This window comes from Pseudomonas sp. GM74 (genome assembly GCF_000282455.1).
Lineage (GTDB): Bacteria > Pseudomonadota > Gammaproteobacteria > Pseudomonadales > Pseudomonadaceae > Aquipseudomonas.
Map to the genome: position 1 here is coordinate 54,647 of NZ_AKJG01000051.1, position 25,275 is coordinate 79,921.

Annotated in this window: 21 protein-coding genes; 10 read left to right on the top strand and 11 right to left on the bottom strand. The window is 62.3% G+C overall.

Features of this window, described 5'->3' with window-relative positions; all coding sequences use genetic code 11:
- The 8 genes from PMI34_RS15870 to PMI34_RS15835 all read left to right on the top strand — a co-directional run bounded on the left by PMI34_RS15870 (window position 1) and on the right by PMI34_RS15835 (window position 11,627).
- Window positions 1–945 carry a DUF58 domain-containing protein gene (locus PMI34_RS15870; RefSeq protein ID WP_008049511.1) on the top strand — a complete coding sequence of 315 codons (945 nt, stop codon included), beginning with the start codon at window positions 1–3 and terminating at the stop codon, window positions 943–945.
- Window positions 942–1,436 carry a DUF4381 domain-containing protein gene (locus PMI34_RS15865; RefSeq protein ID WP_008049512.1) on the top strand — a complete coding sequence of 165 codons (495 nt, stop codon included), beginning with the start codon at window positions 942–944 and terminating at the stop codon, window positions 1,434–1,436. Before PMI34_RS15870 ends, PMI34_RS15865 begins: the two co-directional genes overlap by 4 nt.
- Window positions 1,429–2,511 (top strand): vWA domain-containing protein, encoded by a 1,083-nt coding sequence (locus PMI34_RS15860; RefSeq protein WP_008049513.1) that lies wholly within the window; start codon window positions 1,429–1,431, stop codon window positions 2,509–2,511. The genes PMI34_RS15865 and PMI34_RS15860 overlap by 8 nt, the downstream gene beginning before the upstream one ends.
- Window positions 2,508–4,247 (top strand): tetratricopeptide repeat protein, encoded by a 1,740-nt coding sequence (locus PMI34_RS15855; protein ID WP_008049515.1) that lies wholly within the window; start codon window positions 2,508–2,510, stop codon window positions 4,245–4,247. Before PMI34_RS15860 ends, PMI34_RS15855 begins: the two co-directional genes overlap by 4 nt.
- Complete coding sequence (locus tag PMI34_RS15850; protein WP_008049517.1) at window positions 4,244–5,893, top strand: BatD family protein; 1,650 nt, start codon at window positions 4,244–4,246, stop codon at window positions 5,891–5,893. Before PMI34_RS15855 ends, PMI34_RS15850 begins: the two co-directional genes overlap by 4 nt.
- A 258-nt stretch (window positions 5,894–6,151) precedes the next feature.
- Complete coding sequence (locus PMI34_RS15845; protein ID WP_008049518.1) at window positions 6,152–7,396, top strand: exonuclease SbcCD subunit D C-terminal domain-containing protein; 1,245 nt, start codon at window positions 6,152–6,154, stop codon at window positions 7,394–7,396.
- Window positions 7,393–11,034, top strand: coding sequence for an AAA family ATPase (locus PMI34_RS15840; RefSeq protein WP_008049519.1), 3,642 nt, complete (start codon window positions 7,393–7,395; stop codon window positions 11,032–11,034). Before PMI34_RS15845 ends, PMI34_RS15840 begins: the two co-directional genes overlap by 4 nt.
- Window positions 11,031–11,627 (top strand): glutathione S-transferase, encoded by a 597-nt coding sequence (locus tag PMI34_RS15835; RefSeq protein ID WP_008049521.1) that lies wholly within the window; start codon window positions 11,031–11,033, stop codon window positions 11,625–11,627. Before PMI34_RS15840 ends, PMI34_RS15835 begins: the two co-directional genes overlap by 4 nt.
- Window positions 11,628–11,636: 9 nt before the next feature.
- On the opposite strand, the gene PMI34_RS15830 is transcribed toward PMI34_RS15835, so the two are convergent.
- The 9 genes from PMI34_RS15830 to PMI34_RS15795 form a co-directional block, all read right to left on the bottom strand.
- Window positions 11,637–11,894, bottom strand: a complete 258-nt coding sequence (locus PMI34_RS15830) for a hypothetical protein (protein WP_008049522.1) — start codon at window positions 11,892–11,894, stop codon at window positions 11,637–11,639.
- Window positions 11,891–12,103: a hypothetical protein gene (locus PMI34_RS15825; RefSeq protein WP_008049523.1), complete on the bottom strand. Its 213-nt coding sequence runs from the start codon at window positions 12,101–12,103 to the stop codon at window positions 11,891–11,893. Before PMI34_RS15825 ends, PMI34_RS15830 begins: the two co-directional genes overlap by 4 nt.
- A gap of 115 nt (window positions 12,104–12,218) precedes the next feature.
- A complete protein-coding gene (locus PMI34_RS29530; RefSeq protein WP_008049524.1) occupies window positions 12,219–12,344 on the bottom strand; it encodes a hypothetical protein in 126 nt (41 codons plus the stop codon).
- Window positions 12,345–12,560: 216 nt separating this feature from the next.
- Window positions 12,561–12,740, bottom strand: coding sequence for a hypothetical protein (locus tag PMI34_RS15820; protein WP_007979950.1), 180 nt, complete (start codon window positions 12,738–12,740; stop codon window positions 12,561–12,563).
- A 156-nt stretch (window positions 12,741–12,896) separates the two neighbouring features.
- Entirely contained in the window at window positions 12,897–14,066 is a 1,170-nt protein-coding gene (locus PMI34_RS15815) for a lactonase family protein (RefSeq protein WP_032829614.1), read from the bottom strand.
- On the bottom strand, window positions 14,059–14,397 hold the full coding sequence (locus PMI34_RS15810) for a DUF5629 family protein (protein WP_008049526.1): 339 nt from the start codon (window positions 14,395–14,397) through the stop codon (window positions 14,059–14,061). Before PMI34_RS15810 ends, PMI34_RS15815 begins: the two co-directional genes overlap by 8 nt.
- Window positions 14,398–14,443: 46 nt before the next feature.
- The gene (locus tag PMI34_RS15805; RefSeq protein WP_008049527.1) at window positions 14,444–16,024 is read right to left on the bottom strand and encodes an aldehyde dehydrogenase (NADP(+)); all 1,581 of its coding nucleotides are present in this window, start codon (window positions 16,022–16,024) and stop codon (window positions 14,444–14,446) included.
- A 10-nt stretch (window positions 16,025–16,034) separates the two neighbouring features.
- Window positions 16,035–17,027: an AraD1 family protein gene (gene araD1 / locus PMI34_RS15800; RefSeq protein WP_008049529.1), complete on the bottom strand. Its 993-nt coding sequence runs from the start codon at window positions 17,025–17,027 to the stop codon at window positions 16,035–16,037.
- Window positions 17,028–17,185: 158 nt separating this feature from the next.
- Window positions 17,186–18,508 carry an MFS transporter gene (locus tag PMI34_RS15795; protein ID WP_008049531.1) on the bottom strand — a complete coding sequence of 441 codons (1,323 nt, stop codon included), beginning with the start codon at window positions 18,506–18,508 and terminating at the stop codon, window positions 17,186–17,188.
- A 194-nt stretch (window positions 18,509–18,702) separates the two neighbouring features.
- On the opposite strand from PMI34_RS15795, the gene PMI34_RS15790 reads away from it, so the two are divergent.
- A complete protein-coding gene (locus PMI34_RS15790; protein ID WP_008049533.1) occupies window positions 18,703–20,439 on the top strand; it encodes an IlvD/Edd family dehydratase in 1,737 nt (578 codons plus the stop codon).
- Between the two features lie 213 nt (window positions 20,440–20,652).
- Window positions 20,653–21,372, top strand: a complete 720-nt coding sequence (locus PMI34_RS15785; protein WP_032829613.1) for a FadR/GntR family transcriptional regulator — start codon at window positions 20,653–20,655, stop codon at window positions 21,370–21,372.
- An 84-nt stretch (window positions 21,373–21,456) separates the two neighbouring features.
- Here the strand turns inward: PMI34_RS15785 and PMI34_RS15780 are convergent, their stop codons facing one another.
- Both PMI34_RS15780 and PMI34_RS15775 read right to left on the bottom strand, forming a co-directional pair.
- Window positions 21,457–23,841, bottom strand: coding sequence for an efflux RND transporter permease subunit (locus PMI34_RS15780; protein WP_008049535.1), 2,385 nt, complete (start codon window positions 23,839–23,841; stop codon window positions 21,457–21,459).
- Between the two features lie 28 nt (window positions 23,842–23,869).
- A complete protein-coding gene (locus tag PMI34_RS15775; protein ID WP_008049537.1) occupies window positions 23,870–24,922 on the bottom strand; it encodes a WD40/YVTN/BNR-like repeat-containing protein in 1,053 nt (350 codons plus the stop codon).
- Window positions 24,923–25,275: the final 353 nt, after the last annotated feature.

A 25,275-nucleotide genomic window follows, 5' to 3' on the forward strand; every position in this document is an offset into this window, starting at 1 on the left:
ATGAACGCCAGCCTGCCGCCCGAGCCGGGCATCCGTGTCAGCCTCGCCGACCTGATCGAGATGCGCCATCGCGTGCGCGAAGTGCAGCTGTTTTCCACGCCGAGCCAACGCAGCCCGCTGATCGGCCTGCACCATTCCAAATTGCGCGGACGTGGCGTCGACTTCGATCAGGTGCGGGTCTATCAGGCCGGCGACGATGTGCGCACCATTGACTGGCGTGTGACCGCGCGCACCCAGGAACCCCACACCAAGCTGTTCCACGAAGAACGTGAGCGACCGATTTTCATCATGGTCGAACAAAGCCGCCGGCTGTTTTTCGGCTCGGGCCTGATGTTCAAGTCGGTGCTCGCCGCCCAGGCCGCAAGCCTGATCGGTTGGGCAGCCCTGGGGCACAACGACCGGGTCGGCGGCCTGGTGTATGGCGACAATGTGCACTACGAAATCAAGCCTCGGCGCAGCAAGCAAAGCCTGTTGCAGTTGCTCAACCGGCTGGTGCGGGTCAACCAGTCGCTGACCACCGAAGGCGAACCGGACCGCGACGCCTTCGGTATCGCCCTGCGCCGCGCTCGGGAAGTGTCACGCCCGGGCAGCCTGGTGATCGTGATCTGCGATGAACGCGCCCTGTCGGACAGTGCCGAGCAACAGCTGAGCCTGTTATCGCGCCATTGCGACCTGTTGCTGCTGCCGCTGTCCGATCCGCTGGATCATGCCCTGCCCGCCGCCGGCCTTTTACGTTTCGCCGAGCGCGGTGCGCAACTGGAGCTCGACACGTTGAATTTCGACCTGCGCCAGACCTACCGGGCCCAGGCCGAAGCACGCATCGCTCGCTGGGAGCTGCTCGCGCAGAAACTGCGTGTGCTGCTGATGCCCCTGAGCACCCAGAGCGAGATGGTCGAGCAATTGCGCGAGTACCTGAACCCACAGAACTCGGGGAAAGGTCGATGAGCGGCCTTGATCAACTGCAACCACTGATTTCCCCGCCACCGGTGGAATTCTGGCCTCCGGCACCGGGTTGGTGGTTGCTGCTTTTGTTGGTGCCACTGATCGGGTTGGGCCTGTGGAAGCTGCGACACTTCATTCCACGCAAACGCCCGGTGGTGCGCGCTGAACAGCCGCTGGACCCGGTGCGCCTGGCCGCCCTTGCAGAGCTGGCCTTGATGCCCAAACCCTACGACGGTGCGCCGGCCGGTGCCTGGCTGCAGCAACTCAACGGTTTACTCAAGCGCCTGTGCCGCAACCACTATCCCTACAGCCAGAGCCACACCCTCAACGGCCGCAAATGGCTGGCATTCCTCGACAACCGCTGCCCGGCAGCCGGGTTGACCCGCTGGATGGTGCTGGTCGAAGGCGCCTACAAACCCGAATGCAAACTCGACGACAAGGCCATCGCCGGCCTGACCCAGGCCGTCGACACATGGATTCGCAAGCATGTTTGAGTTCGCCTGGCCGTGGATATTCGCCCTGTTGCCGCTGCCGTGGCTGATGCGCATCGTATTGCCGGTGGCCGACAGTGGCGAACCGGCGCTCAAGGTCAGCTTCCTCAGCGACCTGGAAGGCCTCGCCGGGCGTCGCGCCCGGGCCAACCTGCCGGCATGGCGCCAGCAAGCCCCCTTCATCGTGCTGTGGCTGTTGCTGCTGGTCGCGGCGGCGCGCCCGCAGTGGCTCGGCGAACCCTTGCCGATAGCCGCCAGTGGCCGTGACTTGCTGGTAGCCGTGGACGTTTCCGGTTCCATGGACTTCCCTGACATGCAGTGGCAGAACGAAGAAGTGAGCCGACTGGCGTTGGTCCAGCACCTGCTCGGCGATTTCCTCGAAAGCCGCGAAGGTGACCGGGTCGGCCTGATCCTGTTCGGTAGCCAGGCCTACCTGCAAGCCCCGCTGACCTTCGACCGCCACACCGTACGCGTCTGGCTCGACGAAGCACGCATCGGCATTGCCGGCAAAAACACCGCCATCGGCGATGCCATCGGCCTTGCCCTCAAACGCCTGCGCTCGCGCCCGGCAACAAGCCGCGTGCTGATCCTGGTCACCGACGGCGCCAACAATGGCGGTGAAATCGACCCGCTTACCGCAGCGCGGCTGGCGGCCAAGGAAGGGGTGAAAATCTACCCGATCGGCATCGGTGCCGATCCGGAGCAAAGTGGCACGGTCGGCTTTCTCGGCGTCAATCCGAGCCTGGACCTCGACGAGCCGTCTCTCAAAGCCATCGCCGAAGCCACCGGCGGCCAGTATTTCCGCGCCCACGATGGCAAGGAACTGCAATCGATCAAGGACACCCTCGATCAACTGGAACCCGTGGCCCAGCAACCGACCCAGGCCCGCCCGGCCCAAGCCTTGTATCACTGGCCACTGGCCCTGGCGCTGTGGTTGAGCATGTTGCTGCTGGTCCCCGTACTCTGGCCGGACAACCCCTTGCAACGCCTGGTTACCAAGGATCTGTTTTTGCAAACGCAATTGCTGCCCGACTGGCGCCAACGGCTCAAACGCCTGCGCCTGCGGAGGCGCCGATGAGTGCGCTGTGGCCTTACTGGTTCCGCCCCTGGTGGCTGTTGTTGCTGCCGGTGCTTGGCTGGCTGCTCTGGCAACTCTGGCACCGCAAGAAGCGCGCCGGGCGCTGGCAGATGATCCTGCCACCGGCCTTTCACGCGGCACTGCTCAGCGGTGGCAGTGGTCGCGACAGTAAATTGCCCTGGATCGCCCTCGGTCTGGCATGGCTGTTGACCGTGCTCGCCCTGTTGGGTCCGAGCTGGCAGCGCGTCGAGCAGACCAGTCAAAAGCCCGCCGATCCGCTGGTGGTGATTCTCGAGCTGACCCCGGAAATGCTCGCCACCGACGTCACGCCCAACCGACTGGAACAGGCACGACGCAAGCTGCTTGACCTGCTGCAGATTCGCAGCGACGCGCAAACCGCCATCGTTGTTTACGCCGGCAGTGCCCACACGCTGGTACCGCTGTCAGATGACCTTTCCACCAGCCGCAATCTGTTGGATGCACTGAAACCGTCGTTGATGCCAGAGGCCGGTCATCGCGCCGATCTGGCGGTGCTCAAGGCCCTGGCGCTGCTCGATCAGGCTGCTTTGGGCGACGGCCGGATCCTGCTGATCGGTTCGTCCCTGACCGACCAGGAGCGGCTGGGCATCCGTCGTGCGCTGATCGGCAAATCGACTCAATTGCTGATGCTCGGCATCGGCACCGCCGAAGGCTCGCCCATCACCCAAGAGGACGGCAGCTTCCTCAAGGATGAACAAGGCGCAATCCTCGTGCCGCGCCTCGACGAGCCCGGTTTGAAAAATTTTGCCAACGACCTGGATGGCCGCTATCGCCAGGCGCGCCTGGACGATAGCGACCTGCACGCCCTTGGCTTGCTCGACGGTCCACGCCACTTGCGCAACGACGGTCAGACCTTGCGCCTGGACACCTGGGCCGATCAGGGTTACTGGCTGCTGCTGCCGCTGTTGCTGCTCGCGGCCTGTGCCGGACGTCGCGGTTGGCTGCTGTGCCTGCCGCTGCTATTGGTGCTGCCTCAACCGAGCTACGCCTTTGACCTCGCGGACCTTTGGCTTCGTCCTGATCAACAAGGTTTGCACCTGCTCAAGCAGAAGCGCCCGGCGGAGGCCTCCCGACGCTTCGAAAACCATCAGTGGCAAGGCGTGGCACTCTATGAGGCCGGCGACTACGCAGGTGCCGCCGAGCGGTTTGCCGAAGGCGACGATGCCCACGCCCACTACAATCGAGGCAATGCCCTGGCCAAACGCGGGGAGCTTGAGGCGGCCCTGGACGCTTACGAGCAGGCTCTGGAACGTCAACCGGATTTGCGTCCGGCACTGACCAACAAAGCGCTGGTCGAACGTCTGCTCAAGGAGAAAAACACACCACCCGCTCCTGAGCCAGACGAAGCCAGCAATACCCGGCCCGAAGCCGAATCCCGGGAGCCACCGCCCGGTGCCGCCGCCCAGCCCTCGAGCAGCGGAGAACCGAAAACCGAGGGGCAACCGACCCGCCCGGGTGAGGAGCAACCAGCCACCAGACCGCCGAAACCGGGGACCAACGAGGTACCGGGCAGCGAACTGGGTGACGAACAACACACCACACCGCCCTTGCGCCCGGCCACCGACAGCATCGAAGGTGAACAGCGCCAGGCACTGGAGCAATGGCTGCGACAGATCCCGGATGACCCCGGAGAGCTGCTCAGGCGCAAATTCTGGTACGAACAGCAACAACATCAGGATCAGGAAGAAACTCGATGACCCGCTTCACCGTTTTATTGCTCGCGCTGCTGCATGGCCTGTTGTTCTGCATGGTTCAGGCACACGCAGCAGAACTGGTCGCCAGTGTTGATCGCAGTCGCCTGAGCTCGGGCGAGACGGTCGAACTGACCCTGGAATCCAGCGATGTCACTCAATTCGGCAAACCCGATCTGACAGCGCTGGAGCCGTTGTTCGAAGTGCGCGGCACACGCCAGGTCAACCAGTTGAACACCCTGAGTGGTGAAAACCAGGCCACCACCCGCTGGATCGTCACCCTTCTGCCCCGGCAAAACGGCAGCGTGGTGATTCCGTCACTGCAACTGGGCGAACTGCAGAGCCAGCCGATCACCCTGCAGGTGGTCGAGAGCGAAACACCGGACAACCCGAACAACCGGGCCCCGGTATTCATTGATGCCAGCCTCGATCAAACCAGCGTGTACGTGCAGGCCCAGGCGGTCCTGACCCTGCGCATCTACCATTCGGTGTCGCTGTACGACGACAGCAGCCTGCCACCCTTGCAGATACCTGACGCACGCATCGAACAATTGGGCGACTCACGCACCTACGAAAAGGACATCGACGGCCAGCGCCACGGCGTGATCGAAATGCGTTATGCGATCTACCCGCAACACAGCGGCGAACTGATCATTCCGGCGCAGGTCTTCAACGCCGCGCTGGTCGACCCACAGCCGGTGCAGGACACCGCCCAGGGACCGAAAGCCGGCAAGCTGATGCCCGTCACCTCGGCCGAACTGCTGTTGACGGTCAAGGCCAAACCCATCACCTGGCCGGCCGATGCCCCCTGGCTGCCTGCGCGCAGCCTGACCCTGAGCGAAAGCTGGAACCCGGAGCCGGATCACACACAGGTCGCTGATTCGCTGACCCGCAGCCTGACAGTGACGGCCGAAGGCTTGTCCAGCACCCAACTGCCACCGCTGCCAGGCACCGATGTCGGCGGCCTGCGCCGCTACCCGGATCAACCGGTGCTCGGCAACCAAATCAGCGAACGCGGCCTGGTCGGCAGCCGTGAAGACCGCGAGGCCCTGGTACCGACACGGACCGGCGCCATCGAACTGCCCACTGTCGACGTGGTCTGGTGGAACACCTTCGAAGACCATCTGGAACACAGCAGCCTGCCGGCTCGCACACTACACGTGGCGGCCAATCCGAGCCTGATGGTCGACACACCGGCCGGTGCCTTACCGATCGACGCTGGCGCCGACAGCGAAGCACTCTGGCGCTGGAAGCTCAGCACCTTGATCCTGGCCTGCACCACCCTGCTCGGCTTCGGCCTCTGGTGGCGCGGCCGCTGGCAACCGGCGGTGGCACGCGTCGCGCAAACCGGCCCGAGCCCCCGCACCGTGCTCGACGACCTCAAGCGCGCCTGCCAGGCCAACGATTCCCACGCCACCCGCCAGGCCCTCGACGCCTGGGCCCGCCAACAGCCGGAAACCCTGGCCGACATGGCCGCCCGCTTCGTGCCACTGTCCGACGCCCTCGACGGCCTGAACGGCGCGCTGTACAGCGAAACCGGCCAGTACTGGCAAGGTGACGAGTTGTGGCGGGCGATCAAGGCGATTCCGATGGCCGAACGGGTGCAGGATCCGGTCGGTGACAGTGGGTTGCCGCCGCTTTACCCGAAATAACTCACCCTTGAGACAAAGAGCACAACCTGTGGGAGCGAGCTTGCTCGCGAATGCGGTGTGTCAGACACATCATTGTTGAATGGGCCAACGCTTTCGCGAGCAAGCTCGCTCCCACAGTTAATCGGGTATTGCCTTAAGATCGGGGCTGCCACAGGTTGAGTGCCTGACCACCTCGGGAGCGTTTGCCAGTAAACTCTCTCCCCTTTCGCCGCCTTCATTGTTCACGCGGCCATTACCTATTTAGTAGCGGAGTCCGCCTTGCGCTTGTTTCACACCTCCGACTGGCACCTGGGGCAAAACCTTCACGGCCAGGATCGCGATTTCGAACATGGCTGTTTTCTTGACTGGCTGTTACGCCAGCTGAAGCTGGATCAGCCGGATGTGCTGTTGATCGCCGGCGATATCTTCGACACGGTCAATCCGCCGGTCAAAGCCCAGGAGCGGCTCTACGACTTCATCGTCAGCGCCCACGAGCAGCAGCCGTCGCTGACCATCGTGATGATTGCCGGCAACCATGATTCCGGCTCGCGGATCGAACTGCCCGCGCCATTGATGCGCCGCTTGCGCACCCACGCGCTCGGCCGTGTGCTGTGGCTCGACGACGGTCAACTGGACGCCGAACGCCTACTGTTGCCCTTGCCGGATGCCAGCGGTGAAGTCACCGCCTGGTGCCTGGCGCTGCCGTTCCTGCGCCCGGCGGAAGTCACCGGCGCGCATTTGGGTGACAACTACCTGCGCGGGATCGGTCAGGTGCACGAGTGGCTGATTGAGGCGGCCAACGCCAAGCGCCAGCCGGGCCAGGCCCTGATCGCCATCAGCCACGCGCACATGGCCGGCGGTTCGGTGTCGGAAGACTCCGAGCGCAGCCTGATCATCGGCAACGCCGAAGCCCTGCCCGCCAGCCTGTTCGGGCCGAGCATCAGCTACGTGGCCCTCGGTCACTTGCACAAGCCGCAGAAGGTCAACGGCGAGGAACGCATCCGCTATAGCGGCTCGCCGATTCCGCTGTCGTTCTCCGAGATCAGCTATCAGCACCAGATTCTCGACATCAAGCTCGACGGCGAAACCCTGCTCAGCGTCGAGCCGAAACTGATCCCCCGTGCGGTCAACCTGCAACGCATCGGCCCGGCGCCATTGAGCGAGATCCTGCTGCAACTGGCGGACCTGCCGAACATCGACCTGTTGGCCGAGATCCAGCGCCAGCCGTGGCTGGAGGTGCGGGTGCGCCTCGATGAGCCGCAGCCCGACCTGCGCAATCAAGTGGAAACCGCCCTGCAAGGCAAGGCCGTGCGCCTGGTGCGCATCGCCGCCGAGTACGCCGGCACCGGCGGTCGTGACGGTGCCGACGAAGGCAGCACCCTGATCGAACTGGACCAGCTCACGCCTCAGGAACTGTTCAGCCGCGCCTGGCAGGACAACTACGGCAGCGAGGTCGACGCGCAGACCCTCAAGGACTTTGCCGAGCTGTTGCAGGACGTGCAGATGGAGAGCGAACAACCATGAAAATCCTCGCGATCCGCCTGAAAAACCTCGCCTCCCTGGCCGGGCCGTTTGAAGTCGACTTCACCGCCGAACCCCTGGCCAGTGCCGGACTATTCGCCATCACCGGCCCCACCGGCGCCGGCAAAAGCACCTTGCTCGATGCCCTGTGCCTGGCGCTGTTTGGCGCCGTACCACGGCTGAACAACACCGGCCGCGACGCCAAGGTACCGGACGCCGACGGCGAAATCGGCACCGGCGACCCGCGAACCCTGCTGCGTCGCGGCACCGGTGAAGGCTATGCGGAAGTGGATTTCGTGGGAGTCGACGGCCGCCGTTACCGCGCCCGCTGGGAAGCCAATCGCGCTCGGGACAAGGCCGGTGGCAAACTGCAAGCCAGCCGCCAGAGCCTGCGCGACATCGATCAGGATCAATTGCTGGCCAGCCAGAAAGGCGAATACAAGACTCAGCTCGAAGCCGCGCTGGGGCTGAATTTCGAACAGTTCACCCGCGCGGTGATGTTGGCGCAAAGCGAATTCAGCGCATTCCTCAAGGCCGATGACAACGACCGCAGCGAACTGCTGGAAAAACTCACCGACACGGCGCTCTACACTCGCCTCGGTCGTCGGGCCTTCGACAAGACCAAAGAAGCCCGCGAAGCGCACAAGCTGCTGCAGGATCAGGCCAGCGGTGTGACGCCACTGTCGCCCGAAGCCCGCGCGGAACTGGATGAGCGCTTCAACCAGGCGCAGCAGCAACTCAAGACCCGACAGGCGCAGCTCAAAGAGCTTGAACTGCAGGACACCTGGCTCAAGAACCTGCGTCGACTGCAGGACGAGCATCTGGCCGCCAGCGAACAACTGCAATCGGCGCAGACCCACTGGGAAGCCCTGACCAGTGAGCGCTTGAGGCTCACCCGCCTCGAACAACTGGCCCCGCAACGGCACCAGTTTGCCCGTAAAACCGAGGTCGACGCGCTGCTGACACCCTTGGCGGCGCAAATTGCCTTGCACACGCAGGAGCATGGCGAACTCGGCGAGCGTCAGACGCAGCTTGAGCAACAGCTCAGCGCCGCCCGGATCGCCTTGAGCGAAACCCGACAACGGCAAACCGACAGCGCGCCGTCGCTCCGTCAGGCCTTCGAAGCGCAAAGCACCCTCGCCCGCCTGGCCAAGGACACCGCCCTCAGCGCCGAAGCCAGGCAACAGGCGCAACAGGCCTGCACCCAGGGCCAGGGCACGATTCAGACCTTGCTCGATCAGCAAGCCCGTGGCGCCGCGGACTTGCAGCGCATCGCCACCGGGCTGGAGCAAAGCACCCATCTGGCACCGTTGAGCGATGCCTGGAATGCCTACCGTGATCGCCTGCAACAGTTGATGTTGATCGGCAGCCGGTTGAATCAGGGTCAGGCCGAACTGGCCAGCCTCGAACAAAACGCCGCGAGCACCGAACAAGCGCTTACCGCGCAGAAGCAACAACTGGAGGTGCTGTTCAAGGAGGCCGGCGCCGAACCGGATGCCGTCGCCGAGCAGATCGGTATCCTGGGCAGTCTGTTGCAGGACAACCGCAAGCAACTGCGCGCCGTCGAAGACCTTGCGCGCCTGTGGGCCAGCCAGCAGGACCTGGACAAACGCGGTGCCGAGTTGCAACAGCGCCAGCTCAGCGCGCAACAGGAACGTGAGCGCCTGACCCAGGACGGGGTCAAGGCCAAGGCTGATCTGAGCGTTGCCGAACAGACCCTCAACGTCACGCGCGAACTGCTGGAGCGCCAGCGTCTGGCGCGCAGTGCCAGTGTCGAAGAGCTGCGCGCGCAGTTGCAGGACGATCAGCCATGCCCGGTCTGCGGCAGCAACGAGCATCCCTATCATCAGCCCGAAGCCCTGCTGCAAAGCCTCGGTCGTTTTGATGAAAGCGAACAGGCCAACGCGCAGAAGGCCGTTGACCTGCTCAAGGAAGAACTCACTGACCTGCGTGCCGAAGTCGGCGGGCTGATCGCCCAGCAAAAGGAACTGCTGCAACAGCAGGAGCAACTGGCGACCCAGCAGCATGCCCTCGCCCCAAGCCTGGAGGCCCATCCACTGGCTGCCCAACTGCTGAATCAGGATGCCGCCAAACGCGACGCCTGGCTCAACCAGCAAAACAGTCAGCTCAACCAGAGCATCAGCCAGGACGAGCAACGGCAGAGCGCCCTGCTCACCCTGCAACAGGATGCCGCGCGCCTGACCCAGCAACTGCGCCATGCCGAAACCGCGCACCAGCAAGCAGCCCAACACCTGAGCAATCAACAGCGCGAACTGGGCAACGACCGCCAGCGCCTGGACGAAGAACTCAAGGCATTTGCCAGCCTGCTGCCGGCCGAGACCCTGCAAGCGCTGCGCGTCGAGCCGGCCGCGACCTTCATGCAGCTCGACCGGCAGATCGCCGAGCGCCTGGCGCAACTCGAGCAACAAAAGGAAGAACTGGCCGAGCAGCAACAGCGCCAGCAAAACCTGGAGAAGGAACAGGACCGCCAGCAAAGCCGCGTGCAGCAATTGCAAGCCGCCGAACAGCAGTTCAATGGGCTGGCGGAGCAGCAACAGGCGAGCCAGCACACGCTCGGTCAACTACTCGGCGAACACAGCAGCGCCGAGCATTGGCAGCAGCAACTGGAACAGGCCGTGGAGCAGGCGCGCAGTGCCGAAACCAGCACCGTGCAGACACTGCAAAACGTCCTCACGCAATCAGTGCAAATCGCCGCCGAACTCAAGGCCCAGCAGGAGCGCTTGCACGCACTGGAAGTTGAAGAACGTGAGCTCGCCGGCAAGATCGGCGACTGGCGTGCCGGCCATCCCGAGCTGGATGACGGCGGCCTCGAAGACTTGCTGCGCGTCGATGACACCCAGGTCAGCGAACTGCGCCAGCGCTTGCAGCACAGTGAAAAAGCCATCGAACAGGCCAGCGTCCTGGTGCAGGAGCGCGACAAGCGCCTGCTCGATCACCAGGCGCAACACAACGGCAACCTAGATGCAGAGCAATTGGCCGGAGCGCTGATCGATCTGCAAAACCTCGCCGCCACCAGCGAGCAACACTGCGCCGAACTGCGCGCCGAACAGGCCGAGGACCAGCGCCGACAGAACGCCAATCAGGCCCTGGTGCAGCAGACTGCCGACGCCTACAACGAGTATCAACGCTGGGCGCGCCTGAATGCGTTGATCGGCTCCGCCACCGGCGATACCTTCCGCAAGATCGCCCAGGCCTACAACCTCGACCTGCTGGTGCATCACGCCAACGTGCAATTGCGCCAACTGGTGCGCCGCTATCGCCTCAAACGCGGCGGAAGCATGCTCGGCTTGCTGGTGATGGACACCGAAATGGGTGACGAACTGCGTTCGGTGCATTCGCTGTCCGGTGGCGAGACCTTCCTGGTGTCGCTGGCGCTGGCCCTCGGCCTGGCGTCGATGGCCTCGAGCACGCTGAAAATCGAGTCGCTGTTCATCGACGAAGGCTTCGGCAGCCTCGACCCCGAATCCCTGCAACTGGCCATGGACGCCCTCGACGGCTTGCAGGCCCAGGGCCGCAAGGTCGCGGTGATTTCCCACGTACAGGAAATGCACGAACGGATTCCGGTGCAGATTCAGGTCCAGCGCCTGGGCAACGGCCTGAGCACCCTGGAGGTGAAATGAACAGGCTGTACTCCTTCCGCCGCTGCCCGTACGCCATGCGCGCACGCATGGCCCTGCGCTACTCGGGCGTGGCCGTGGACATCGTCGAAGTCAGCCTGAAGGCCAAGCCCGCCGAAATGCTCGCGCTGTCGGGCAAAGGCACGGTGCCGGTGCTGAGCGTCGATGGCCGGGTGATCGACGAAAGCCTCGACATCATGCGCTGGGCGCTGGCGCAGAACGATCCGCAGGACTGGCTGCTCAAGGATGATCCTGACGCTGCGGCGCAAATCGCGCCGTTGATCGAACAGAACGATCAGGTGTTCAAGGTGCACTTGAATCGCTACAAGTACGCCGAGCGTTATCCTGAGCAGCCGATGGAGGTTTATCGCGGCGAGGGCGAGGTGTTTTTGCAAAGGCTGGAGGCGTTGCTGGAGGGACGCGACTACTTGCTGGCGGACCATCCGAGCCTGGCCGATGTGGCGTTGATGCCCTTCGTGCGCCAGTTCGCCCACGTCGACCGCGAATGGTTCGCGCAGACGCGGTATCGGCGTTTGCAGGATTGGTTGCAGCGGTTTCTGGAGTCGGAACTCTTTACTTCAATCATGAAGAAATAGGCCAGGCACTTACGCCAATACCCCACACATCCCGATCGCCGAGCAATCCACCTGGAACGGCCCGAACACCACGCCTTCATTCCTGACCGGCGGATTGCCGGCCAGCATGCCTTGGACACTGGCGTTTTCGATGCTGCGGGCGATGTTGTGGTTGGCTTCGATGGCCCGTGCCACCGAGCCCGCCGAGCCCTGGCCGATCCCCAACAGGGAGGATCCGTTGGTCATGAACGCCAGGAAGGCGATGACCCAGAGTCTGTGCCCTTTCATGCGCCGACAACTCCCGCGATTTCAGCCTGATCAACGTCCGCGTTTTGCCCGCGGTGTTCAAACTGGATGCCGGGATGAGCGACCTGGATCGGCGCTTCGAAGGTGGATTGCGACTGGGCTGACAGGCTGACCAACAGCACCATGGCAAGGTACAGACCGATCGCTACATAGGCGCCGTGTTTGGCAGAAGTGAGAATTGCGCTGGCCATGATGTTCTCCGCAGGCATGTTTCAATGCCCACAGAATCGATCAAAAAAGCCTGGGTAACCACTCAGGGTTATCCATAGTGACCATCAGCTTCATTGATCATTAAGCCAGACTATTTCAGTCTTCAATAAAACTCATCAAGCGTTCGAGGGCAGCGTCCGGCTCACTCGGAACAGGGTCGACCGCCGACAGAATGGGGGTGGAATAGAGAAAAAGAACAACCAATGCCAGACGCGTCACCATGCTGCCGATCCTTGCCGTGAGGAGGAGTCAAAAAATCAGCGTCAATTTAAACTCATGGCAATGTGATATCAAGCGCGGGTTTGATGGCAAAGTGATGCTGTCGCAAATGCGTTATGCAGGAGCGACATCACTCTGATCGTTTTCAACACCTGTTTTTCAACACCAGGCTCTTCGATCATCAGTGACTTCGCTCCTGCATAAAGGCAGGGTGAGCGTTCAGGCTTGGGTTTTGTGATCCAGCGCAGCGTAGAAGTTGGCGCTCTGTTGAAGGTACTTCTGGGTGTAGCTCTGGGTGTGGGCTTTTTTGTCGCTGATTTCAACGTTGGCGCTGGCTGGCAGCGCAACGGTGGCAGAAATGGCGGAAGCGGCGATGACAGAGAAGATGTTGAAGTTCATGGCGGTATTCCTCGGATTCAGTTGGCTTGCTTGCCCGGTGGGGCCGTGAAGCAAACTTAACCCTCGAGGGTTCGTGCCTTGAAATGCTTTGTAGCAGTACCAGATATCAGCGTCATTGATAAAAGCAGGCAGGCCCCATCAACCGGGGCCTGCGGCTTATTGACGCAGCAGAAACCTGAGGTCGCTCGGGGCGTCCATCGGCAGTTTTTGCACGGTTTTGCCCAGCAGACCGGTCCTGGCATCGCGTTCGACGACGACAATCTGGTTGCTCTTCTGGTTGGCGATCAACAGGAATTTGCCGCTCGGATCGAGGCTGAATTCCCGCGGATGATCGCCCTCCACCGCCCGCCGTTGCAGCTCACTGAGGTGGCCGGTGGCCGGATCGATGGCAAACACCAGCAGTTGATTGGCCGTGCCACGGTTGCTGACGTAGAGGAACTTGCCGTCAGCCGAGGCATGCAACGCCGCCGCAGCCTTGTCCGAGACCGACTGCCCGGCCGCCAGATCGACCATCTGCGTCTGCTCGAGTTGACCGTCGTGGTAATCGAACACCGCTACTTGCGCGCTCATTTCCATGGTCAGCCAGGCGTGTTTGCCATCGCTGCTGAACAGCAGATGACGCGGCCCGCTACCGGGCGGCAGTTGCACGAATGCCGGGGTGGCCGGGGTCAACGGCCGTTGCGGGTTGGCCTTGGGGTCGAAACGGTAGGCAAACACCTTGTCCGCCCCCAAGTCATTGACGAACACGTATTGGCCGTCCGGCGACGGGACGGTCGAATGCACGTGGGCCGAGGCCTGGCGCTCGGGATTGACCCGGCTCGCCGGATGGCTGCTCATCTGCACCACCGGTTTGAGCTTGCCATCGGCCGCCACCGGCAGCACCGCAAGAGTACCGCCGGGGTCTTCGGCCACCGAGTAATTGCTGACAAACAAATGGCTGCCATCGACGCTGAGACTGGAATGGGTCGGCTCGTTGCCCAGACTTTGTACCTGGTTGACCAGGCTCAGCGCGTGGGTCTTGGGATCGATCGCGAAACTGCTGACGCGACCTACCGGATCGGCCTGGCCCGGGCCGTTTTCGTTGACCACGAACAGGTGTCGCTGATCCTTCGACAGGGTCAGCCACGACGGGTTTTCGCTCTTGATCACTTGCAGGGGCCTGGCATCGACCTGCCCGGTGCGGCTGTCGAACGCCAGGCGGTAGATACCCTGGCTTTGACCGGCGGTGTAGGAGCCCACCAGCAGTTGATAATCCTCGGCGGATGCGACCTGGACGCCCATGGCGCCGATGCTGCCGGCCATCAACAGTGGCCAGAAGTTACGCATCACCTTGGTCATCATCTTCGTTGTCACCGCTGACGACATCGCCCAGGCACACCAAACGGTGTTCACCCGAGTCACCGGTGATCAACCAGCTTTGCAGCGTGGTGTCGAAGGTTGCAGCCTGGACCTGCGCCGGGGTGAACTCCCAGTGTTTGGCCGCACGGCCATCCATGCATTCAATGTGCAGGTTATCAATCTCGTCAAGGGCGAATTCGAAGGCATGCAGCCCGTCGATCTCCACCATTCCGCAGTGTTCGAGGGCATTGAGCAAGGTGTCGGTTGGGGAAGTCATGGCAATCAATCTTTGGATGAGAAAGACGCAATGATAGCTCATCGCATCCCATTTCCCTCGGTTGGAATGACCAACCTGTGGTCAGCCGTTAGAGGGCGTCGCGCGATGGTTGCCCATCCACCAGTCGCTGGATGCGCAGCGGATTGCCGTTCTTCAGTGCATCCGGCAGCAGACTGTCCGGGTAGTTCTGGAAGCACACCGGGCGCAGGAAACGATCGATGGCCAGTGTGCCCACTGACGTGCCGCGCGCATCGGACGTTGCCGGGTAAGGCCCGCCGTGGACCATCGAATCGCAGACTTCCACGCCCGTCGGATAGCCATTGAGCAGGATGCGTCCGACCTTCTGTTCCAGCAACGCCGTCAGCCCGGCGAACTGCTCGAAGTCTTGCGGCTCGCCAATGACGGTGGCGGTCAATTGGCCGTGCAGGCCGTTCAGGGCGGCCGTCAGTTGCGCCTGGTCCGCGACCTCGACCACCACCGTGGTCGGCCCGAACACTTCCTCTTGCAGGACTTCATCGCCATCGAGCAGCAGGCGGACATCAGCCTTGAACAGCTGCGGCTGGGCCTGATTGCCCTGCTGTGAATTGCCGGCCAGGTGCTTGATTCCCGGATGCGCGAGGAGCTTTTGCAAGCCCTGGCCGTAACTGCTCAGGGTTGCGGCATTGAGCATGGTTTGCGCCGGCTGGTCGCCCATCAGCCCGGCCACTTGCTGCACAAAGGCACTGAACGACGCCGAGCGAATGCCAATCACCAGACCCGGATTGGTGCAGAACTGCCCGCAGCCCTGGACCACCGACGCCGTGAGGTCCCGGGCGACGGTGTCGGCCCGCGCCTGCAACGCCTGGGGCAATACGATCACCGGGTTGATGCTCGACATCTCGGCGAACACCGGAATCGGTTGCGCACGGGCCGCCGCCATGTCGCACAAGGCTCGCCCCCCCTTGAGCGAACCGGTGAAACCAACCGCCTGAATCGCCGGATGTTTGACCAACGCCTCGCCGACGCCACCGCCATAGATCATGTTGAACACGCCGGCCGGCATCCCGGTTTTCTCGGCAGCACTGATGATCGCGTCAGCAACCCATTCAGCCGTGGCCATGTGACCGCTGTGGGCCTTGAACACCACCGGGCACCCGGCGGCCAGCGCCGAGGCGGTATCGCCGCCGGCGGTGGAGAACGCCAGCGGAAAGTTGCTGGCACCAAACACCGCCACAGGTCCCAGGCCGATGCGGTACTGACGCAGGTCCGGACGCGGCAACGGCTGACGCTCAGGCAATGCCCGGTCGATTCGCGCGCCGTAGAAATCACCACGACGCAGCACTTTGGCAAACAGGCGCATCTGCCCGCTGGTACGCCCACGCTCCCCTTGAATCCGCCCTGCGGGCAACGCCGTTTCGCGGCAAACGACAGCGACAAAATCATCACCGAGGGCGTCCAGTTCATCGGCGATGGCATCGAGAAACTGCGCCCGGCGCTCCGCGCTCAGACAGCGATAGGCCGGATAGGCAGCCGCTGCTGCGTGGGCCGCCGCATCGACTTCCTGCGGTGTCGCCTGATAAAAATCGTGGGGCAAGGCCTCGCCAGTGCTGGCATCGACACTCCGCAGCTTGACGCTGCCGACTGCGCTGCGCAGGCCGCCGATGTAGTTGTGACCAAGGATCCGGGTCATGGGTAACTCCTCAAAGTGTGCCGACGGTGCCGGGCTCGAAAGCCGCCGGGACCGATGCGATGCCGTTGACCAATGGTGCGCCGAACTCGGCCTGGGTGATCTCGAACACGTCGCCCGGTTGCGTGCGAATGCCGTCGGCAAAGGACAGGGTCGCCGTGCCGAAGAAGTGAATGTGCACGTCCCCCGGGCGCAGGAACTGGCTGTACTTGAAATGATGGAATTCGAGGTTGGCGAGGCTGTGGCACATGTTCGCCTCGCCGCTGAGAAACTCGTTCTGCCACAGCACTTCGCCGTCACGCAGGATGCGGCTGGTGCCCGCCAGATGCTGTGGCAATTCGCCGACCCGCAGTTCCGGGCCATAGCTGCAACTGCGCAGTTTCGAATGGGCCAGGTACAGGTAGTTCTTGCGCTCCATGACGTGGTCGGAGAATTCGTTGCCCACGGCAAACCCCAGGCGATACGGCTTGCCGTCGTGACCGATCACGTACAGGCCGGCGATCTCCGGCTCTTCACCGGCATCTTCGGCAAACGGCGGCAAGGGAAATGGCTGGCCAGGCCGGACGACGATGCTGCCATCGCCTTTGTAGAACCATTCCGGTTGCACACCGGCTTCATCCGCCGCCGGCTTACCGCCCTCCACGCCCCATTTGAAGATGCGCATGGTGTCGGTCATTGCGGACTCGTCACCATTTTGCTGGTGCATCTTGTCCCGGGCCGACGCACTGCCCAGATGGGTCAGGCCCGTGCCGCTGACCAGCATGTGTGCAGGGTCCGCATGGTCCAGGGGCGGCAGGATGCGCCGTTGCGTCAGCAGTTCGGCATAGTCGTGACTGATGCCCAGCCCCAGGCTTTGCACCTGTTGCTCAAGGCTTGCGCCCGCCTCGATCGCCGCCAGTGCCAGATCGCGAACGGTGCGCGCGTCCTGCACTTCACGGACCAGGCCTGCCTCGACCACGCCGACACGGCGTTCGCCGTTACTCAATTCGAACTGAACCAAACGCATGGATTTTCTCCTTTAAGTAAAACTTGAACACTCACAAATCCCTGTGGGAGCGGGCTTGCCCGCGATGGCGGCTGCACATTCAACACTGATGTGCCAGACAGATTGCTATCGCGGGCAAGCCCGCTCCCACAGGGACAGTGGTGATTTCCAGCTATAGGTCAGGTACGGGAAGCCCCACGCGCACTCGCCGCAAACTCATCGGCTGGCAGGACGTGCCTGCGTTCCAGCAGGCGATAGACGACGCCAGTCAGAATCAGGCCGAACACCATCACCCCGGAGAGGAAATACAAGCCGGACGCAAGATTGCCGGTGTACTCCTTCAACGCGCCGATCACGAATGGGCCGAGGTAGCCGCCGAGGTTGCCCACCGAGTTGATCAATGCGATCCCCGCCGCCGCACTGGCGCCGGCGAAGAAGCGGCCCGGCAAGGTCCAGAACACCGCCGTGCAGGAAAACAATGCGAACGCCACCAGGCACAGCGCCGCCAGTTGCAGCACCGGCACCGACAGCCAGGCGCTGAGGAACAGGCCAATCGCACCCAGCACGTAGAGCACGGCGAGGTGGCCGTAGCGGTCGTTCAAGCGGTCGGAGCTGCGTGGAATGATCAGCAGGCCGATGATCCCGAAGATGTACGGCACCGCGGAAACGAAACCGGTCACCAGGTCACTGCCGCCGAACTGCTTGATCAGCGTCGGCAGCCACAAACCCAGACCATAGATGCTCAGGGTCACCGGCAGGTAGAACAGCGCCAACAGCAGGACGCGCTTGTCCTTGAGTGCATGCAACGGATTGCCGTGACGAGTCTGGCCGTAGGCATCCAGATCCTTTTTCAGCTCGCCGCTCAGCCAGTCCTTTTCCGCCTGGTCCATCCACTTCACTTGCTGCGGGCCGTCCGGCAGGTAGCGCAGCACCGGCCAGGTCAGCAGGATCGCCGGGCAGCCGATGACGATGAACAGCCACTGCCAGCCGTGCAGACCCAACACGCCGTCCATGCCCAGCAAGCCACCAGACACCGGGCCGGTGATCATCATTGCAATAGGTTGCGACAGGATGAACAACCCGAGGATCTTGCCGCGATGGCGCACCGGGAACCATTGGGTGATGTAGTACAGAACGCCCGGGAAGAACCCGGCTTCGGCGGCGCCGAGCAAGAAGCGCATCACATAGAAGCTGTTCGGCCCCTGGACGAAGGCCATGCCGATGGTGATGGCGCCCCAGGTGAGCATGATCCGCGCGAACCAGCGCCGTGCGCCGAAGCGGTCGAGCATCAGATTGCTGGGGATTTCCAGCAGGAAGTAACCGATGAAGAACAGCCCGGCGCCAAGACCGTAGGCGGCATCGCCCAGGCCGATGTCTGCGCCCATGTGCAATTTGGCGAAGCCCACCGCGGAGCGGTCCACATAGGCGATCAGGTACAGCAGGATCAGGAAGGGAATCAGTTTCAGCGTGATGCGACGGATAAGCCGCAGTTCCTGGCTCATGAGATCGGTCTCCGATTGTTGTTGTTATAGAACCTCGGGGGACGCCTCTCGCGAAAAACTCGCTAGGGCCATCCCTCCGTTTGAGCGGACTATATAGTAATACTATTTACTCAACAACACTTCCAAAGCGCTTAATTTGCGCTTATGTTACGCCTCAGCTCGAACAATATAGTCATACAATAAGAGAACCGATCATGTCTGATAAGAAACCCACCCTGCGCTCCGCCCAATGGTTTGGCACGGCCGACAAGAACGGCTTCATGTACCGCAGCTGGATGAAGAATCAGGGCATCGCCGACCACCAGTTCCATGGCAAGCCGATCATCGGCATCTGCAATACCTGGTCGGAACTGACCCCGTGCAACGCGCATTTCCGCCAGATTGCCGAGCACGTCAAACGCGGGGTGATCGAGGCTGGCGGCTTCCCGGTGGAGTTCCCGGTGTTCTCCAACGGCGAATCGAACCTGCGCCCAACCGCCATGCTCACCCGCAACCTGGCGAGCATGGACGTGGAAGAAGCCATTCGCGGTAACCCGATCGATGGCGTGGTGCTGCTGACCGGTTGCGACAAAACCACCCCGGCCTTGCTGATGGGCGCCGCCAGTTGCGACGTGCCGGCCATCGTCGTCACCGGCGGGCCGATGCTCAACGGCAAGCACAAGGGCAAGGACATCGGCTCCGGCACCGTGGTCTGGCAGCTCAGCGAACAGGTCAAGGCCGGCACCATCAGCATCGACGACTTCCTCGCGGCCGAGGGCGGCATGTCCCGCTCGGCCGGCACCTGCAACACCATGGGCACCGCCTCGACCATGGCCTGCATGGCTGAAGCACTGGGCACTTCCCTGCCCCACAACGCGGCGATCCCGGCCGTGGATGCGCGCCGTTATGTGCTGGCGCACATGTCCGGCATGCGCGCCGTGGAAATGGTGCGCGAAGACTTGAAGCTGTCGAAGATCCTGACCAAGGAAGCCTTCGAAAACGCCATTCGCGTCAATGCCGCCATCGGCGGTTCGACCAACGCAGTGATCCACCTGAAAGCCATCGCCGGACGCATTGGCGTGGAGCTGGATCTGGATGACTGGACCCGTATCGGTCGCGGCATGCCGACTATCGTCGACCTGCAACCGTCCGGGCGCTTCCTGATGGAAGAGTTCTATTACGCCGGTGGCTTGCCGGCGGTGCTGCGGCGCCTCGGTGAAGCCAACCTGATCCCGAACCCGAATGCATTGACCGTCAACGGCAAGTCCATCGGCGAGAACACCAGGGACGCGCCGATCTATGGCGAGGACGAAGTGATCCGCACCCTCGACAACCCGATCCGCGCCGACGGCGGCATCTGTGTGTTGCGCGGCAACCTGGCACCGCTGGGCGCCGTGCTCAAGCCTTCCGCCGCCACGCCAGAGTTGATGCAGCATCGCGGACGTGCGGTGGTGTTCGAGAACTTCGACATGTACAAGGCGCGAATCAACGACCCTGAACTGGACGTGGATGCCAACTCGATCCTGGTGATGAAGAACTGCGGGCCGAAGGGTTATCCGGGCATGGCCGAAGTGGGCAACATGGGCCTGCCGGCCAAGCTGCTGGCCCAGGGTGTGACCGACATGGTGCGCATTTCCGACGCACGCATGAGCGGCACCGCATACGGCACTGTTGTCCTGCACGTCGCCCCGGAAGCCGCTGCCGGCGGACCGCTGGCCGCAGTGAAAGAAGGCGACTGGATCGAACTCGATTGCGCCGGCGGCCGTTTGCACCTGGATATTCCGGACGCCGAACTGGCCGCGCGCATGGCCGATCTGCAGCCGCCACAGAACCTGATCGTCGGCGGGTATCGTCAGCTGTACATCGACCACGTGCTGCAAGCGGACCAGGGATGCGACTTCGACTTCCTGGTCGGTTGCCGTGGGGCTGAAGTGCCGCGTCACTCCCACTGATCACCACCACCCCCTGTGGGAGCGGGCTTGATCCGGGCGGCGTTCCGACGAATACGGTTGTGCATTCAACATTGATGTTGTCTGACAAATCGCTTTCGTCGGAACACCGCCCGGACCAAGCCCGCTCCCACATTTGATCTACGCCCGCCTCAAGATTGCGCCGCGCCTGCTATCATGCGCGACACCTATTCGCACAGGACCGCGCCGTTCCCCATGGATTACCGCAAACCCTCCGACCGCAAAAGCATGCACTCGCGCATCGTCCAGGAACTGGGCATGCAGATCGTCTCGGGACGTTTCCTGCCGGACGACAAACTGCCCGCCGAAGCGCTGTTGTGCGAAGAATATGCGGTCAGCCGACCGGTGCTGCGCGAAGCCACCCGAGTATTGGTTGCCAAGGGCCTGGTGTATTCCCGCCCGCGCGTCGGAACCGTGGTCAAGCCGCGCAAGGACTGGCACATGCTCGATCCGGACGTGCTGCACTGGCTGATGCAGAGCAGTCCGCAAAACCAGTTTTTCGACCTGCTGACCAGTGTGCGCAGCATCATCGAACCGGCCGCTGCCGCCCTCGCCGCGCAATTCGCCACCGAGGCGGACATCGCGTCCATTGGTGAGGCCTACCAGCGCATGGAAGCCGCGCCGACACCGGAGGCGCTGTTACAGCCGGACCTGGACTTCCACAGTCGCATCGCCGACGCCACGCACAACGACTTGCTGGCCAACCTGTGCAACATGCTATCGGTGGCCATCGCCGAAGCCTTGAAGCATTCGAACCAGCGGCCGAACCTGCATGAACTGGCGCTGCCCCGGCACAAGGCGATTCTCACCGCCATTGAAAACCGTGATGCGCTGGGTGCGCGGCATGCGACGCTGGTGCAGCTGGATGATGCGCGTAGTGCGTTGAATGTGGTGCTGGGTAGCGATCCTGCCTGATCACCACAGGGTCCGGTGTGAAATTTTTAAATGTAAAAAAAACCGCAACCCTAAGGTTGCGGTTTTGGCGTTGCTGATCGTGGATCAGTGAGCAAACAACGAGTTGCCCTTCTGCCCCGCCAGTTTCTCAGGCTTGATCAGGAACCGCGCCAGTGCCGGCAACAGCCACAGCGCACCGAACATGTTCCACAGCAGCATGAAGGTCAGCATCAGGCCCATGTCGGCCTGGAACTTGATGGCCGAGAAGATCCAGGTGCACACGCCGATGGCCAGGCACAGACCGGTGAACAGCACGGCTTTACCGGTCGACTTCAGCGTCTGGTAGTACGCCTCTTGCAGCGGCAGGCCGGCACGCAGGAAGCTTTCCAGGCGGCTGTAGATGTAGATGCCGTAGTCCACGCCAATCCCCACCCCGAGCGCCACCACCGGCAGGGTCGCGACTTTCACGCCGATGCCCATGAAGGCCATCAGGGCGTTGCCGAGTACCGAGGTCAGCACCAGCGGCAGCACGATGCACAAGGTCGCCGCCCACGAACGGAAGGTGATCATGCACATGACCGCCACACAGATGTACACCAGGATCAGGATGGTCAGCTCGGACTTCTTGATCACCTCGTTGGTGGCCGCCTCGATCCCGGCGTTACCGGCGGCGAGGATGAACTCCAGGCCTTCCTTGTTGTTTTCCCTGGCGAACTCCTGCACCGCATGCACCGCGCGATCCAGGGTCTCTGCCTTGTGATCGTTGAGGAACACCAGCACCGGCGCCAGGGAACAGCTGTTGTTGTACAGGCCGTCAGCGCGGGCAATGGAGTTGTTCAGCACGTCAGGGTTACGCGACAGGGTTTCCCATTTCAGGTTGCCCTCGTTCATGCCCTTGATCATTTGCTTGGACACGGTCACCAGGGAAATCGCCGATTGCACGCCCTCGGTGTTCTGCATCTTCCACATCAGCTCGTCGATCGGCGCCATGGCTTCGTAGCGCGAGCAGCCTTCGGACTTGGTCTTGACCATCACCACCAATACGTCGGAACTGGTGGAGTAGTTGTTGATGATGAAGTTGTTGTCCTTGTTGTAGCGCGAGTCCGGGCGCAGCTCCGGGGCACCCTGGTCGAGGTCGCCGATTTTCAGGTTCTGGCTGTACCACAGGCCGCCGCCAAAGGCGATCAACGCCAGCAGAATGGAAACCGGTGCGACTTTGGCGCCGGCAAAGTTCGACAGCAGGCGCCAGAACGGGTGTTCGCGCACCGCGTCTTTCTTGCTTCGCTCGACGGCACGCTTGCTGATGCCGACATAGGAAATCGCCACCGGCAGCAGGATCAGGTTGGTGAACACGATCACCGCCACGCCGATGGACGCGCCGATGGCCAGTTCACGGATCACACCGATATCGATGATCAGCAGCGTGATGAAACCCACGGCATCGGCGAGGATCGCGATCATCCCCGGCAGGAACAATTGACGGAAGGTGCGACGCGCCGCGGTCAGGGCGTTGTCCGCTTCACTCGATTGCAGGGCGATGCCGTTGATCTTCTGCACGCCGTGGGAAATACCGATGGCGAAGATCAGGAACGGCACCAGCATCGAATAGGGGTCGAGCCCGAATCCGAAGAAGTGCATCAAGCCCAGTTGCCAGACCACTGCCACCAGCGTCGTACTCAACACGGCGACGGTACTGCGCAGGCAGTTGGTGAACCACAGCAAGAGGATCAGGGTGATGACGAAGGCGATGCCGAAGAACATCACCACCATCACCAGGCCGTCGATCAGGTCACCGACTTTCTTGGCGAAACCGACGATGTGGATCTTCACGTTCGGGTTCTGTGCTTCGAACTTGGTACGGATCTTGTCTTCAAGCTCGTGGGAGAACTGGCGATAGTCCAGCGCCAGCAGCTTGCCCTGGTCCTGCGGGTCCGGATAGGACTCCAGCAACGGAATGTCGACGATGCTCGACTTGAAATCGTTGGACACCAACCGTCCGACCTGACCGGACTTGAGCACATTGTTGCGCAACAGATCGAGGCTGGCCTGGGAGCCGTTGTAGCTCTGCGGAATCACTTCACCGCCGGCGAAGCCCTCTTCGGTCACTTCGGTCCAGCGAACGCTCGGGCTCCACAGCGACTTGAGGCCGGAACGGTCGACGCCGGAGATGTAGAACACCTCGTCGTTGATCTGACGCAGGGTCTCCATGTACTCCTTGGAGAAGATGTCGCCATCGGTGGCTTCCACCGAAATCCGCACGGTGTTGCCCAGGTTCGCCAGATCGTTGCGGTGCTCCATCATCTTCTGGATGAAGGGATGCTCCAGCGGGATCATTTTTTCGAAGCTGGTGGATGGACGGATCAGCGTCGCCTGCCAGAACAGGAAAATACTGACCAGCAGGCAGATCGTGATCACTGCCGGGCGGTTGTTGAAGATCAGGCGCTCGAGGAACGTCGCCTTGTCCTGGTGATGAGTACTCAAGGAAGTCATAGCTCCGCCTTCTTATTATTAACCCGGCTCATTTTCCCGACTCGGTGCCGTTTGGCGAGGTGACGCGAACGCCGCCCTGCCCGGCCAGAACCAGATTGCCATTACCTGCCGCCGTCACTGCCGAGACCGAAATACGGTCCGGACGGTTGACCACCTTGAAGGTTTCGCCATTGTCGCTGCTGCGAATCACCGAGCCGCCGTTGCCGACGATCACGATCGAACCATCATCGAGCAGCGTGCCGCCGGACAGCCCGAACTCCAGAGCGCCGCGTTCAGCCTTGAGCTCGACCTGGTCCCAGGTGGTGCCGAAATCCGTGGAGCGGTAAAGGTTACCACGCAGTCCGTAGGCCAGCAGCGTATTGGGCTGCGCTGTGCCGATCACGCCGAACAGCGAGCCCTCGTACGGACCTTCGAGTTTCTCCCAGGTCTGACCCCAGTCCGGGGAACGGAACATGCTGCCCTGCTCGCCGACGATGAACAGCCCGGCGTCCTTGACCGCAGCGATCGAATTCAGGTGGTACTGGTCTTCGTTGTCCAGGCGGTCGCTGGCGTCTTCCCAATGCTTGCCACCGTCGGTGGTTTCCATCAGCGAGCCGTAAGCGCCCACGGCAAAGCCGCTGTCGACGTCCTTGAACCAGACATCGAGCAGCGGCGATTCGCGTGTCAGATCTTCAAATTGCTTGGTCCAGGTCGCGCCGCCGTCCTCGCTGGCGAGGATCTGCGCGTCATGGCCGACGGCCCAGCCGTGCTTGTCGTCGACGAAAAACACCGACGTCAGCAGGGCCCGGGTCGGGACCTTGGCCTGGGTCCAGGTAGCACCCTGGTCATCGGAATACAGGATGTGCCCACGATCCCCGACCGCCACCAGGCGCTTGCCGGCGTGGACGACATCGAGCATCAGGCTTTTGGCAGCCTTGGCCGATTCAATGGAATAAACAACATCGGATGCTGGCGCCGCCGCAGCCAGCGCAGGCGCCGACAGCATGGCAGAGCCCAACAGCGAGAGCGCTGTGGCCAGCAACGCGAATTTGCGTAGTGCCGGCGGGCGGCAGATACCCACACCCATGACAGGCTCACTCATAGACCTTCTCCCATTATTATTGTTAGGTCGTTCAACCTTTCTGGGCGCCGCAAGGGTGCGTGTCTGGACCGGCTGTTTCAGAGCATAGTCCTGAAACCCGCAATCCAGAGCCCCTTCGGAAGCTGGCCTATCCTATCGGTGTTTTTTAATGTCTGACAATCGACGCCACGTTATCTTTTGTTAACCGGGGGGGATGGGGGCGTGGTCTGAATGGTTGGGTATCAGGTGGGGTGATTGGGGGTTTGGTGGTGGGGTGGTTGTGTTCGGTGTTCGGTGTTCGGTGTACATATCCATTTCTTCGGTAACGGCCGCTTATGGTTCCGCCCTTACGGCGGGTCACTTTGAAAAGCGCA

What these genes read in the sequence shown, in the direction of transcription:
- PMI34_RS15780 (WP_008049535.1), bottom strand. Translation starts at nt 23,841, where the DNA reads ATGACTTCCTTGAGTACTCATCACCAGGACAAGGCGACGTTCCTCGAG.
- PMI34_RS29530 (WP_008049524.1), bottom strand. Translation starts at nt 12,344, where the DNA reads ATGGTGACGCGTCTGGCATTGGTTGTTCTTTTTCTCTATTCCACCCCC.
- PMI34_RS15840 (WP_008049519.1), top strand. Translation starts at nt 7,393, where the DNA reads ATGAAAATCCTCGCGATCCGCCTGAAAAACCTCGCCTCCCTGGCCGGG.
- PMI34_RS15805 (WP_008049527.1), bottom strand. Translation starts at nt 16,024, where the DNA reads ATGACCCGGATCCTTGGTCACAACTACATCGGCGGCCTGCGCAGCGCA.
- PMI34_RS15825 (WP_008049523.1), bottom strand. Translation starts at nt 12,103, where the DNA reads ATGGCCAGCGCAATTCTCACTTCTGCCAAACACGGCGCCTATGTAGCG.
- PMI34_RS15830 (WP_008049522.1), bottom strand. Translation starts at nt 11,894, where the DNA reads ATGAAAGGGCACAGACTCTGGGTCATCGCCTTCCTGGCGTTCATGACC.
- PMI34_RS15815 (WP_032829614.1), bottom strand. Translation starts at nt 14,066, where the DNA reads ATGCGTAACTTCTGGCCACTGTTGATGGCCGGCAGCATCGGCGCCATG.
- PMI34_RS15870 (WP_008049511.1), top strand. Translation starts at nt 1, where the DNA reads ATGAACGCCAGCCTGCCGCCCGAGCCGGGCATCCGTGTCAGCCTCGCC.
- PMI34_RS15785 (WP_032829613.1), top strand. Translation starts at nt 20,653, where the DNA reads ATGGATTACCGCAAACCCTCCGACCGCAAAAGCATGCACTCGCGCATC.
- PMI34_RS15865 (WP_008049512.1), top strand. Translation starts at nt 942, where the DNA reads ATGAGCGGCCTTGATCAACTGCAACCACTGATTTCCCCGCCACCGGTG.
- PMI34_RS15850 (WP_008049517.1), top strand. Translation starts at nt 4,244, where the DNA reads ATGACCCGCTTCACCGTTTTATTGCTCGCGCTGCTGCATGGCCTGTTG.
- PMI34_RS15810 (WP_008049526.1), bottom strand. Translation starts at nt 14,397, where the DNA reads ATGAGCTATCATTGCGTCTTTCTCATCCAAAGATTGATTGCCATGACT.
- araD1 (WP_008049529.1), bottom strand. Translation starts at nt 17,027, where the DNA reads ATGCGTTTGGTTCAGTTCGAATTGAGTAACGGCGAACGCCGTGTCGGC.
- PMI34_RS15860 (WP_008049513.1), top strand. Translation starts at nt 1,429, where the DNA reads ATGTTTGAGTTCGCCTGGCCGTGGATATTCGCCCTGTTGCCGCTGCCG.
- PMI34_RS15775 (WP_008049537.1), bottom strand. Translation starts at nt 24,922, where the DNA reads ATGAGTGAGCCTGTCATGGGTGTGGGTATCTGCCGCCCGCCGGCACTA.
- PMI34_RS15795 (WP_008049531.1), bottom strand. Translation starts at nt 18,508, where the DNA reads ATGAGCCAGGAACTGCGGCTTATCCGTCGCATCACGCTGAAACTGATT.
- PMI34_RS15855 (WP_008049515.1), top strand. Translation starts at nt 2,508, where the DNA reads ATGAGTGCGCTGTGGCCTTACTGGTTCCGCCCCTGGTGGCTGTTGTTG.
- PMI34_RS15820 (WP_007979950.1), bottom strand. Translation starts at nt 12,740, where the DNA reads ATGAACTTCAACATCTTCTCTGTCATCGCCGCTTCCGCCATTTCTGCC.
- PMI34_RS15835 (WP_008049521.1), top strand. Translation starts at nt 11,031, where the DNA reads ATGAACAGGCTGTACTCCTTCCGCCGCTGCCCGTACGCCATGCGCGCA.
- PMI34_RS15790 (WP_008049533.1), top strand. Translation starts at nt 18,703, where the DNA reads ATGTCTGATAAGAAACCCACCCTGCGCTCCGCCCAATGGTTTGGCACG.